The 12,584-nt window shown below is 49.3% G+C and carries 9 protein-coding genes; all 9 read left to right on the top strand.

What is annotated here, in order from left to right; all coding sequences use genetic code 11:
• The first annotated feature begins 122 nt into the window (after positions 1 to 122).
• The 9 genes from AC0YNV_RS16300 to AC0YNV_RS16340 all read left to right on the top strand — a co-directional run bounded on the left by AC0YNV_RS16300 (position 123) and on the right by AC0YNV_RS16340 (position 12,104).
• Positions 123 to 686: a hypothetical protein gene (locus AC0YNV_RS16300; RefSeq protein WP_475769006.1), complete on the top strand. Its 564-nt coding sequence runs from the start codon at positions 123 to 125 to the stop codon at positions 684 to 686.
• Between the two features lie 71 nt (positions 687 to 757).
• Entirely contained in the window at positions 758 to 1,483 is a 726-nt protein-coding gene (locus AC0YNV_RS16305; protein ID WP_475769007.1) for a YebC/PmpR family DNA-binding transcriptional regulator, read from the top strand.
• Between the two features lie 237 nt (positions 1,484 to 1,720).
• Complete coding sequence (locus AC0YNV_RS16310) at positions 1,721 to 3,025, top strand: ABC transporter substrate-binding protein (protein ID WP_475769008.1); 1,305 nt, start codon at positions 1,721 to 1,723, stop codon at positions 3,023 to 3,025.
• A gap of 68 nt (positions 3,026 to 3,093) precedes the next feature.
• Positions 3,094 to 3,888, top strand: coding sequence for a Nif3-like dinuclear metal center hexameric protein (locus AC0YNV_RS16315; protein WP_475769009.1), 795 nt, complete (start codon positions 3,094 to 3,096; stop codon positions 3,886 to 3,888).
• Positions 3,889 to 4,058: 170 nt separating this feature from the next.
• Complete coding sequence (locus tag AC0YNV_RS16320) at positions 4,059 to 5,021, top strand: carbohydrate ABC transporter permease (protein ID WP_475769010.1); 963 nt, start codon at positions 4,059 to 4,061, stop codon at positions 5,019 to 5,021.
• Positions 5,018 to 5,860 (top strand): carbohydrate ABC transporter permease, encoded by an 843-nt coding sequence (locus AC0YNV_RS16325; RefSeq protein ID WP_475769011.1) that lies wholly within the window; start codon positions 5,018 to 5,020, stop codon positions 5,858 to 5,860. Before AC0YNV_RS16320 ends, AC0YNV_RS16325 begins: the two co-directional genes overlap by 4 nt.
• Positions 5,861 to 5,963: 103 nt before the next feature.
• On the top strand, positions 5,964 to 7,718 hold the full coding sequence (locus tag AC0YNV_RS16330; protein ID WP_475769012.1) for a cache domain-containing sensor histidine kinase: 1,755 nt from the start codon (positions 5,964 to 5,966) through the stop codon (positions 7,716 to 7,718).
• A gap of 121 nt (positions 7,719 to 7,839) precedes the next feature.
• Positions 7,840 to 9,447 (top strand): response regulator, encoded by a 1,608-nt coding sequence (locus AC0YNV_RS16335; protein WP_475769013.1) that lies wholly within the window; start codon positions 7,840 to 7,842, stop codon positions 9,445 to 9,447.
• Between the two features lie 437 nt (positions 9,448 to 9,884).
• Positions 9,885 to 12,104, top strand: coding sequence for a helix-turn-helix domain-containing protein (locus AC0YNV_RS16340; RefSeq protein WP_475769358.1), 2,220 nt, complete (start codon positions 9,885 to 9,887; stop codon positions 12,102 to 12,104).
• Positions 12,105 to 12,584: the final 480 nt, after the last annotated feature.

Raw genomic sequence — 12,584 nt, forward strand, 5'->3', positions numbered from 1 at the left:
AAGATATAAAAGGGAGTGCTGCTTTATTGAGTGTGACTGATTAATTTGTGGAAGAATGAATGGCCTTCTCGATAAACAATATGGGGGACTTATAAAAGCTTGTTCAAAACAGGGAGCGCTTTATGACTAAATTGATAGTAATTCTAGCAGTATTGTCTCTAAGTGTAATAGGCTGTCAAAAAGAAACTGAAAGCAAAAAAGAGTCTCAAGAATATTCGGATCAAGCAATTGCAGAAGAAATAAAGAACGATATCGATCCGAACATTATTGACAGTACATATTATACAGAAGACCCGTTTAATGGAATTGCCCAACTCAGCGTAGAACATGGCGAGATTTTAAATGTAATACAATTGTATTTCGGCAATTATAACGATATAAATCGGTGGAAGGAGTACGCTTCAACTAAATTCATAGAATCAGTAATTGAAAATAAAATTGATATTTCCAATAAATCATTGGATGAAATGGTTAAAGAATATTCGAAACTTGGAAAACAGGATGGTGTCTATAAAATTACAGAGTATGCATTAAAGCAGGTGAAATGGATAAATGACAGTGAAATTTTAATCCTGGTAACTTATCTTAATGAAGATGGATATGGAATAGATCGTACTTATCGAATAAATAAATTGGAAAATAAATGGTTGTTTGATGAATTCTTGCTGGATTTCGAGTGGTTCTAGTTGCAAGACTGGCCTACAGCTTAATAAATCGGCTATAATTAATGTAAAGCAAAGTAGAAAGCGGGGACAGTATGGGACGTAAGTGGAACAATATTAAAGAAAAGAAAGCATCCAAGGATGCGAACGTGAGCCGTATTTATGCAAAGTTTGGCCTGGAAATTTATGTGGCGGCCAAGAAGGGCGAGCCCGATCCGGAATCAAACCGGACGCTGAGGGTTGTACTCGAACGGGCTAAAACATACAATGTGCCAAAAGCGATCATTGACCGCGCAATTGAAAAAGCAAAAGGCAGCGGCGATGAAAACTATGTAGAACTGCGGTACGAGGGCTTCGGACCGAACGGCTCTATGGTCATCGTGGATACGTTGACGAATAACGTAAACCGCACGGCTCCGGAGGTTCGCTCCGCATTTAATAAGAATGGCGGCAGCATGGGAGTCAGCGGTTCGGTATCGTATATGTTCGATTCAACGGCTGTTTTTGGCCTGGCGGACAAGTCATTGGATGAGGTCATGGAGCTATTGCTGGAATCTGGCGTTGATGTGAGGGACATTGTGGAGGAAGACGGGATTATTATTGTTTATGCTGAGCCCGATCAATTCCATGCCGTCCAGGAGGCGTTCAAGAATGCCGGTATTACCGAATTTACCGTTGCGGAGCTGACCATGCTTGCCCAGAATTACGTAACTCTTCCAGAGGATTCCCAGGCGCAATTCGAGAAATTAATTGACGCGCTGGAGGATTTGGAGGATGTTCAACAGGTCTATCACAATGTGGAGCTGGGCGAATCGGACTAGCTTGTGAACCATGCTGGCGGGATTCAAAATCAGGATCATTCCACGGGAAGCCGCGTATATCGCGGCTTTTTTTGACCTTATAGCCCCGCAGCCTCCGGTCGGGCGGGTGAACTGATCCTGAGAAATCGGGCTATTTTAAAATAATTCGTGCATCGCTCTTATATGAACTTTCATGCTAACTTGTTACTCTTAATAGCAGAGCAGGATATTCATTGTTCAAAAACAGGAGGGTTAACGATGTTGAAATGGAAGCGTTCTCTGACAGTCTTCGCTGCAATTGCTTTAGTGGGCTTGCTGGCCGCATGCGGCGGCGGAAATGAGCCAAACAACGGTTCGGAGTCTGCGGGCTCTGCAGCAGAAACGGGAGATAAGCCGGTCAAGCTGCGCATTATGTGGTGGGGTGCCCAGGAGCGGCATGAGGCAACACTGGCGGCGCTTGATCTGTACACGAAAAATAATCCGAATGTTACGTTCGAACCGGAGTATTCCGGCATAGACGGTTATCTGGACAAGCTGTCAACGCAGGCTGCGGCCAATAACGCGCCGGATGTTATTCAACTCGATCCGGGCTGGACTCCGGATTGGGCGGCCCGTAATCAACTGGCTCTCTTGACGCCGGAAGTCGATGTAAGTAAAATTGATCCGAAATTGCTGGCCGGTGGACAAGCAGACGGCAATCAATACGCCGTGCCGCTGGGTTCTGTCGCTTATGGAATGATCTTCGACAAGGCGGCGCTGGATAAGCTCGGAGTTAAAACGCCTGCCAATGACTGGACGTGGGACGATTTCTTCGCGTTGGCGGAGGAAACCAAAAGCAAGCTGCCGGACGGACAGTACTTTACCAAGGATTATGCAGGCGACTATTTTGCCTATTCGGCATTCCAGTACAGCAAAGGCAAAGGCACGATTGTGTCGAAGGACGGCAAATTCAACGTGGATGAGGCTACTTTTCTGGAATGGACCAAAAAATTCGAAGAGCTGCGCAAGGAAGGAATCGTTCCTCCGGCAGATATCAATTCATCAGACAAAGAATTTGATCCCCAGCTGGATCTGATGGTTGCCGGCAAGATTCTCATTCGTTTCAGTTTTTCCAATAATTACGGTTCATGGGACAGCTTAAAGCAGGGCGCTTACGCGCTTGTAGAAATGCCTCGTTCGACAGAAGCGGGCGGATGGCTCAAGCCTTCCATGTATCTGGCAGTTTCCGCAGCCTCCAAGAAAACAGACGAAGCCAAAAAATTCGTCAATTGGTTCGTAAACGACCCTGAGGCGGCTAAAATATTGAAGACCTCGCGCGGGCTGCCGGTTAATAAGGACAATGCGGCCGCACTGGAAGCCAGTATGAGCGATATCGATAAAGTCGGCATGGGGCTTCTTCGCGAAACGCAGAAGGACGGACAAACCTGGACAGCCGGACCTGGGGGCTGGACGAATTATGTGGACAAGGATTGGCCGCTTGTCCGCGATTCGCTCAGCTTCAACAAAATAACACCGGAGCAGGCTTTCGAGCAGCTGAAGTCGGCAGCAAAGGCATATGAATAACAAATAAAGAACGTGAGGCCCGGAACAGACATTGTTCCGGGCCTGGCGTTATTGAGGGGGAGGCAGCCATGACGATATCCATTAATGATGTCTTGAATAAATTAACGGAGCCCGTTGACCGGCTTGAGCAAACGGTAGACGGGCTGGAGTCAGGAGATCCGTCCACAGCTGTGAAGGGAATCGCGACCACGTTCATGGCGACGCAGGACGTGATTGAACAGGCAATTGCAGCGGGAGCGAATCTGATTATCTCGCATGAGGGAACATTTTACAGCCACCATAACCAAGGAGAAGCCCTGCAGCATGATCCGGTCTATCAGCAAAAACAAAAGCTTGTCGACGAGTCCGGCATCGCTATTTACAGGTTTCACGATTATTGGCACCGTTATCGGCCTGACGGGATTATGGCAGGGTTAATCGAGGAATTGGGCTGGGCATCCTGTGTGATTGAGCATCAGCCGGCGGCTTCAATTGTCACTGTTCCGGCTATGACTGTCCAAGAAATAGCCGAATGCGCGAAGCGCAATCTGGACATCCCCAACGTACGCGTGGTCGGGGATTTATCCATGACATGTACTCGGATCGGGTTGCTGGTAGGGTACAGAGGCGGAGGCGCCTTGTCCATCCCGCTCTTGGGGAAAGAGAATGTGGACTTGATTATAGCAGGGGAAGGCCCGGAATGGGAGACTCCGGAATATGTGCGCGATGCTGTCCATCAGCACGGACGGAAGGCTTTGATCATGCTGGGTCATGCCCAAAGCGAAGAACCCGGCATGAAGTATCTGTCCAAGCGGATCGAAGACTGGTTTCCTGCAATTCCGGTTCATTTTATTTCCGGGAAGCATATCTTCCGAATGGTGTAACCCCGGGGGAGCGGCGTGACCGCGGGACCTTCTGGAAGAAGCGGCGAGAATGCCGCTTCTTCTTTTTTTTTCGTTATATTTTGAAAGAATTCGAGGATTCCTCTCCTTTAGTCTAGGGGAACCCGCCTTTATACTTAAAGTATAAAATTGATTACAAGAGGTGACTACACATGAAACGTTCCACAGCCGTTACCGCAAACATTACTGAGAACGCCAGGAAAAAGCGTTCTACCCCAAGCAGATGGAACGCTCCCGTTGCGGGCTACTTGTTTATTTCACCTTGGCTGCTCGGCTTTATCGGACTTACCGCGTATCCACTATTCTTGTCATTGTATTATTCGCTTACCGACTACACCTTGATGGAGCCCATCAAATGGGTAGGCACCCGCAACTACGAGCTTATATTTACGGAAGATCCCAAATTCGTGCAGTCCGTAAAAGTAACGTTCATGTACGTCATTGCATCCGTTCCGTTGAAGCTCGCCGCTGCCCTGTTCGTAGCATTGGTGCTTAATAAGGCGATAAAGGGTATCAGCTTCTACCGCACAGCGATATATTTCCCTTCGCTGATTGGCGGAAGCATAGCGGTGTCGCTGCTGTGGCGGAATATTTTCGGCGTTGATGGGATATTCAATAAAATTATTGCGGTCTTCGGCATAGAGGGAAAAGGATGGATCACAAGCCCCGATACGGCACTGGGGACGCTCGTTCTGCTCACGGTCTGGCAATTCGGCTCGACCATGGTCATTTTTCTTGCAGGACTGAAGCAGATTCCAAACGATCTGTACGAAGCCTCGTCGGTGGACGGCGCCAACAAGCCCATTCAGTTTTTCAGAATTACGCTGCCCATGCTTTCGCCGATCTTGTACTTCAATCTTGTCATGGCCGTTATCGGCGCGTTCCAGATGTTCACTTCGGCTTTTGTCATTACGAACGGGGGGCCGATGAACTCCACCTATGTCTATGCTCTTTACTTGTATGAGCGGGCATTCAGCCGGTATCAGCTGGGCTACTCCTCGGCATTGGCCTGGATTATGCTCGTCATCATTGTGGTGGCAACGGTCGTTATCGCCGGCACCTCGAAATATTGGGTGTTCTACGAAGCTCAGCCGGGAGGGAGAAAGCGCAAATGACAAAAAAATGGAGTCTGGCTGTCCGGCATATTTTCATGATCGTCTTCAGCATCTTGATGCTGTACCCGGTCCTTTGGTGGATCGGCGCATCGCTCAAACAAAACAGCGAGCTTAGCTCGCCGAACATATTTCCTTCCGTACCCCAATGGAGCAACTTTGTAAAAGGCTGGAACTCGGTTCCCGGGCATTCCTTCACGGATTTTTATCTCAACACATTCGGACTGGAGCTTGCCGTGCTCATTGCTACGCTTATTTCCAGCACGCTTGTTGCGTTCGGATTCGCAAGGCTGGACTTTCCGCTCAAAAGCTTCTGGTTCGCACTGCTCATGCTGACGCTGATGATGCCGGGACAGGTGCTGATTATTCCTCAATATGCCTTGTTTTATCAGCTGGGCTGGGTCAACACGTATCTGCCGTTTATCGTGCCTCACCTGCTGGCAAGCGGGGCGGGCGGAACGTTCTTTGTCTTCCTGCTGATTCAATTTGTGCGCGGGATTCCGAGAGAGCTTGACGAATCGGCCAAAATGGACGGCTGCACCTGGTTCGATATTTATTGGAGAGTCGTCATGCCCCTGACCAAGCCTGCTATCGTTACCGTCATGATCTTCTGCTTCCTGTGGAATTGGGACGATTTCCTCGGTCATCTGCTGTACATCAACTCGGTAGACAAATATACGGTCGGCCTGGCGCTGCGGATGATCAACGATTCCCAATCCGCCCAGCAATGGGGCCAGCTGCTGGCGATGTCGCTTGTATCCATCATTCCTGCCACGCTCGTCTTTATGTTCCTGCAGAAGTATTTTGTTGAAGGAATTGCAACAACCGGGATAAAAGGATAAGATGAAGAACAATTAGGAGTCCAATAGCGGTAAAGCGGCGAATCTCATTCGCGGCTTTACCGTTTCTTTCGCCTGAGACGGAAGATAAAGGAAGTGAATCGGCATGACCAATCCGTTCAAAAAATTCAGAATCGACCGCCTCTTCTTCCGCAGCTTCGCCTTGCTGATCATAGTGGTCCTTGCCTTCGTCGCATGGACAAGCTACAACCTCTCGTCGAAGGCGCTTGTGCGGACCACCTCCCACTACCAGCAGCAATTGCTCGATGAGCTGAATAATGAAATCACGACGCGTCTTGTCATGATCGAGCAAATCTCGCTGTCTACCTCCCGGGACAATGAGCTGATCACCTTTCTTGTGAACACGCAGGATGAATTTGACCGGTACCGGGGGTACGTGGGAGTTGAACGCGCGCTGGCGAATCTGACCTATTCCATACCGCTTATCCAGGGGATCGATTTGTACATGGACCGCCCTCAAAGCGGGGATGCCAAAAGCTATATCCAATTTCGCAATATCAAGGATCTGAATAAACAGGATTGGTCTCAATATCTCGTCAACAGCGATTTTGCGTGGTCCAGCGAGCATGAGATTCCGAGCTTTCAAGGCGATGTTCCCGTGCTCAGCTTTGCCAGAAAGATTGTGTATGAAGACAAATATTTAGGTGTGCTTGTCGTTCATGTGAAGGCCAAGGAAATTCAGACGCTGCTGAAGGGCAATTCCTCGGGATCGAATCGTATGATGACGAACACCGAGGGGCAGCAGTTTCTGAAGATCGGCCAGGCGCTGAATCAGACGGAGCTGTCCAAATGGATCGATGTCAAAAGCGACCAATCCGGTTATGTCCATATCCGGGGAAATCCGGAGGTGCGTGATTCACTCCTTGTTTATTCGAAGCTGACTGATTCCAGTTGGACTTTGGTGGAAATCACGCCATGGGATCAAATTACGGCAAGCAGCTTCCAGTTGGCCGAGGTGATTGTACTCATCGGCATTGCAGCCGTTCTGTTGGTGCTGCTGCTTACCCACTATCTAAGCGGACAGTTCACGAAGCCGATCAAAGAGATGGTAACGGCGATGAGACAGTATTCTGTAAGCGGCAACAATGTGGAGCTCCCGGCGGATTACGAGAATGAATTCGGTTATTTGTTTGCTGGTTACCGTAAACAGAATGAGCGCATCGAGGAATTGTATCTATCCGTTCAACGCCGGTATGAGCAGCAGAAAAAAGCCGAGATTGAGGCGCTGCAGGCCAATATCAACCCGCATTTTCTGTACAATATGCTGGATCAGCTCAACTGGATGGCCATTGAAGCCGGACAGGGCGAGCTCAGCCGGATTCTGGAGCTGATGGGGCGTATGTTCCGGATCGGCTTGTCCAATGGCGAGAGCTTTATCACAATCAGCGAGGAGCTTGAGCATATCAATTGCTATCTGGAGATCCAGCAGCTGCGCTGGGGAGGCGGATTGCAGTATACGATAGAGGTTCCGCAAGACATCCAGCATTTGTTTATTCCGAAGCTAACCCTTCAACCGTTCGTGGAGAATTCGGTCGTCCACGGCTTTAATAAGCGAATTAACGGTCACATCCGTATTCAGATGAGCAGCAGGAACCATTCTTTACAAATCATCATTGATGATGACGGTACCGGACTCAAGCGCGTGGCGGAGGGGAAACAGAAACGTCGTACGGGAGGCTACGGCATCCGTAATGTACGGGAGAGAATCGCCGGTTATTTCGGAGATTGCTATGGTGTTGTCCTGACGGATCGGGAAGAAGGGGGAACCAGGGTCGAAATTACCCTTCCGCTGCTGACCGAGCCGCAGCCTAAAGAGCAGGCAGATAACAATCCCGTATAAATTGTTAAGCTTTTAAAAATAAAGGGTGAATCTCTAAGATTTGCATGTCTGATACGGATTGGTAGTATAAAGAGTGAAAGCGATTTCTTCACTGCTGTTGAAGTTAAAGGAGGTCTGTTTTGTGTGGAAGATTGCCATCATTGACGATGAACGCCATGTGCTGCAAGGAATGAAGCGCGTTATACCCTGGGATGAGCTGAATGCGCAGTGGGCGGGGGAAGCCTTGAACGGCGAAGACGGACTGGACTTGATCCGGGAGACCGAGCCGGATATTGTGATCACCGATATTTATATGCCGGTGATGAACGGCCTGGATATGATGGAGCAGCTGCGGAAAGAAGGGTTTAACGGCAAAATCATCATTCTTAGCGGATATTCGGATTTCGAGCATGCCAGACAGGCGCTGAGGCATAACGTAAGCGATTATGTATCCAAGCCGATCAGCGTGCCGACTTTAAAATCAATAATAGGTAAAGTTATTCAGGAGCTGGTGGAAGAAGAAGAGAAAAGAGTCCGGCAAGGCGAGCTTGAGCATAAGCTGATGCTGTACGAGCCTTTCATCGAGAAGGAGTGGGTGCGATCGGCTGCGGTCGGCACACTGGACAGCTCCTACCAGAATGGCAGCCATCTGCCGCAGCCTTACCTCTACTGGCTGGAGAGCAATCATGCAACGCTCGGCGTTGATCTGGTCCGCGATGTTCGTGCAAGCGAGCTTTCCCTGTCTGACTGGAACCTGTTTCGTTTTGCCATCAGCAATATCGCATGCGAGGTCGCCGGTAAAGTGTTCCCCCATATGGAATACACGGAGCTCCACAGCACAAGAGCGCTGATCATCGTCCACCCGGGAGCCGGAAGCCCGGAGCAGGTGGAGAAGAAGCTGGAGGAACTGGGCCTCAAGCTGATCGACAGCATCAAGCTTTACCTGAAGCTGGTTATTCGCGTCGGGATCGGTGGCGTCAAGGGGGAATGGGTGAAAATCCCGGATTCGACGGAGGAAGCCTTCCGAGCTATTGATTTGAGGGACCGGCGGGTTGTCCCTGCTTACGATTTGTTTGCCTACAGACAGAAAATAAGAGAGCAGGAAGCGGTTGTCCTGTTTCCCGTCAAATTCTCTTATAAACTGGCAAGCGCCATCAAAGCGTCCAAGGAGGCCGAAGCGCATCAGCTTGTTGCCGATTATATCGGAAAGCTGGAGAAGCAAGGCGGGATGACGCAGGATTATATACAGATGCTGGGAAGCGAACTATGGGGCATTTTTACGTATTGCCTGTATGAAGCAGGCCTGGTGCTTGACGATCTGTTCGCGAATGATCAGATTGCCAAAGAATTGTTCGGCCTGACCCGGCCGGAGCAATTGGCGGAATGGCTCACAACCAAAATATCCGTGATTTGCAGCAACCGGCAGTGGAAAGGGAGCAGCAAGCACAGGCAGGTCGTAGATTTTATGACGCATTTTATTCATGAGCATTACGCGGAGGAAGTGACTCTTGCCGAGCTGTCGGACAAGGTTTTTATTTCGCGGAATCATTTATCTATTATTTTCAAAAATATGACGGGTGAAACCTTCAACAACTATCTTACCCGGGTGCGGATCGAGAAGGCGAGAGAGCTGCTGCTTGAGCAGAATCTGATGGTATACGAGGTAGCCGAACGGGTCGGCTATAAGAATGTCCCCTATTTCAGTACCCTGTTCAAAAAAATCACCGGCATGAATCCGACAGAGCTGTGAAGGGCCCGGCCTGCCGCCGCCATGTATGACAATTTCAATTTCAGCAAATCAGAAAGGCATGCTTGAATTCCAGATGTTGAATCCGGAATTCCGGCATGCCTTTCTTCCTGATGTTCAATAGAAAGGCAAACCATTTAACCCGAAGAAAATGGAAAGGCCTCTCGATCTTCCGATAAATAAATGTATACGCTTACAAATATCGTGCTATTTTAAAGCAAATCGTGCATCATTCGCATATGAATTTCTATCCATAGTTGATACAATTTTCCCCATAGTCTGATTTGCTCGTCAGGTGAGCGTGAGAGGGTGGTGACCGATAAAATCAATAAGGCGTAATAATCCGGACCCCATTACATACCCGGTGGCGATTCCCGACTGACCTTCTGCTTTTTTTTCTAATCGAAACGCCGAGAACAGGAGCGTGGATTCGATTGAGGATGAATTGGTATTACCGCATGCTGCTTTCGTATACTCCGATTTTCTTCGTAGTTATTTCTTCCATTATTTTTGTGTTTTTCACCGTGCTCAATAATGCCTCCGAGAACAGATACATGGATACGAATCGAACAATTGTCGAGCAAATGATGCGCAATACCGATGCGAACCTGAAGCTGATCGAACGCAACGTCGTCAGCGGACTGGTGAATAATAACGCGATACAGGACTATTTCTCCGACAGGCCCAAAACCGTCTATGATTACTTCGTCATTCAAAAGAACCTGATCGATTTGAAATCGTTGTTTCCTTTTGTCCATTCCATCTATCTGTACAAGGAGTCCGACAGGCGGGTACTAGCCGACTCGGGAGCCTATCAGCTGGCGTCGTTTGCCGACAAGCCGTTTCTGATGTCCGCCTACGGCAGCCAGGGGCTGTCCGGCTGGACGAACCCGAGGGCTTATTCCCTGTCGATGCCGGACCATAATCCCCAGAAGGTCGTTTCTCTCGTCAAGTTATTCCCGAACGCATCGTTGAAGCAAGGAGCGGTGGTCGTCAGCATTTATACCGACTCCATCGTCGAGTTTCTGAACAGTTTCGTTGAGAAAAGCAGCGGCTCCGTCTGGTTGCTGGATTCGGAGCGACAGCCTTTTCAAACAAGAAGCGCAGCGGTCGATCCGCCGCAAATATATGCTCATTCCCCCTATACGGGATGGTATTACTATACCGACAGCGTGCATGCGAAGCAGTTTACTGTGCTGTCCTTTCTCTCGAATGTTTGGGTAATTGTTGTGCTGATCATGATCGTGCTTGCGCTCGGCGGATTTACATTCATTACCCATATGCACTACAAGCCGCTTGAGGCTATCTTCGGAAAGGTCGGCGGTTATACGGCCCGCAAAGGCGAAGAGATTGGCAGGAAGACCCCCCGCAACGAGTTTGCTTTCATCGAGACCGCACTGGATCATTTGCTCAAAAAGTCGCTTGATTACGACAATCTGTATAAAGAAGACACGGCACTGCGCCAGCAGCAGCTGTTTCAGGAGCTTCTGGCGGGACACCGGACATCAAGCCAGGCCGAGTGGGGGCGGCAAATGGCCGCACTCAGCCTGCCGCATGCATTCGACCGTCTTGGTATCGTCGCGCTGGAAATCGATCATTATACTGCATTTACCAAAAAGTATAAGCAGAGCGACCAGCATCTATTGAAATTCATTTTGGAAAGCGCTTTCCGGGAGCTGGCACAGCAGCGGGATTTGTTCGTATGGCATGCCTGGATGAAGCCTTATCAAATTGTGTTTGCCGTTCATTTGTTTGAATCGGGAACGCCATACGGCGACACGATGCAATTGATATGCGAGGAATTTCGGACATGGATCAACCGCCATCTGGAGCTGACCATTTCGGCAGGGATCGGCGAAGAATCAAGTTCCGTCCCTATGATCGTTCAATCCTGTCGCAATGCGCAGGAAAATGTCTCCTACAAAGCGGTTTTCGGAACGAATACCGTTATCGATAATCGAATGAGGCAAACAAAGGCTGACGGGGATGCCTATTTCTATTTCCAGGCCGTTCAGGATATGACGCAGTCCTTCCGAAAAGACGAGAAGAGCTGGAAGGAGAAGCTCATCCGAATTTTCGAATCGATGAATGCGACTTTGGTGACCAAACAGGCGATGGAAGAGTTTATGAGCAATATGACGAGGCAGCTGACGAAAGAGCTAGGCATGTTGTCCCCGGATATTCAGCTCCTCTGGATGGAGTATTATGAGCTTTTATTCGAGGAGCTGGTGGACGATTCCGAAACGCTGGCTGAGCTGCAGAAGCAGCTGACGGCTGCGATGGAAAAGCTCGAAGGCGAGCTCATGCGGCAGCGCATCAACAGAAAGCATCATAGCGTTGCCTTCCAGGTGAAAAATTATATTGATGAGCATTACGCGGACCCAGGCTTGTCGCTCATACAGATTAGCGACAGATTCGGCCTGGAGTCCAGCACGCTCAGTCATTTGTTCAAAGAAGAGCTTGGTGAGAAGTTTATCGACTATGTACTGAAGCTGCGGTTTGGCCATGCCAAACGGCTGCTCGTGGAGTCGGATGAACCTATCTTAATCATCGCGGAGAAGGTCGGATACAATCATGTCATTTCCTTCCACCGGGCCTTCAAGAAGCTGTACAACCTCCCTCCCGGAGAATACCGCAGCCTGCACCGTTCCGACCGTTAGATTACTGCGTTTTCCGGGGAAATTCCCCGGTTTTCAAGAATGGTTAAGTCTGTTAAAACCGTAATAATCACGTTGTGCAGGGCTTGTTTGGTGCGGGTTAGTTGCCCAATTATTGTTAATTTCCAAGTGTGGCGGACGGGTGTTAGATTGGTGGTCAAGAATGTTTGCCACAATCAGGAAGGGGAGGGCTCATGCGGCTGCTGCACCGGCAAACAGGCAAGAAGACAGCAGCCGCGCACGGCATGTCCGCTGTTAATAGATGACAGCGGGATTGGCAACGCTCGAAGCGAACAAACGGCACCGGAAGGGGAACATGATTTGAAGGAATGGAAGCGATTTCATTTCTGGCCGTGCCGCTGCAAGGCAAAATAACAGCTGATTTCGAAAGGGAGGTGGAGCTGCTTCCAAGCGGCAATGCTGCCTTAAACTGCAAAGTCAATCAAACAGCAGCGGATAAATGGAACCGAAGCTCTGGCTGTT

The organism is Paenibacillus sp. JT31N11 (assembly GCF_056269285.1).

Coding starts and splice junctions, on each gene's coding strand:
- AC0YNV_RS16300 (WP_475769006.1), top strand. CDS start 123: ATGACTAAATTGATAGTAATTCTAGCAGTATTGTCTCTAAGTGTAATA.
- AC0YNV_RS16305 (WP_475769007.1), top strand. CDS start 758: ATGGGACGTAAGTGGAACAATATTAAAGAAAAGAAAGCATCCAAGGAT.
- AC0YNV_RS16310 (WP_475769008.1), top strand. CDS start 1,721: ATGTTGAAATGGAAGCGTTCTCTGACAGTCTTCGCTGCAATTGCTTTA.
- AC0YNV_RS16315 (WP_475769009.1), top strand. CDS start 3,094: ATGACGATATCCATTAATGATGTCTTGAATAAATTAACGGAGCCCGTT.
- AC0YNV_RS16320 (WP_475769010.1), top strand. CDS start 4,059: ATGAAACGTTCCACAGCCGTTACCGCAAACATTACTGAGAACGCCAGG.
- AC0YNV_RS16325 (WP_475769011.1), top strand. CDS start 5,018: ATGACAAAAAAATGGAGTCTGGCTGTCCGGCATATTTTCATGATCGTC.
- AC0YNV_RS16330 (WP_475769012.1), top strand. CDS start 5,964: ATGACCAATCCGTTCAAAAAATTCAGAATCGACCGCCTCTTCTTCCGC.
- AC0YNV_RS16340 (WP_475769358.1), top strand. CDS start 9,885: ATGAATTGGTATTACCGCATGCTGCTTTCGTATACTCCGATTTTCTTC.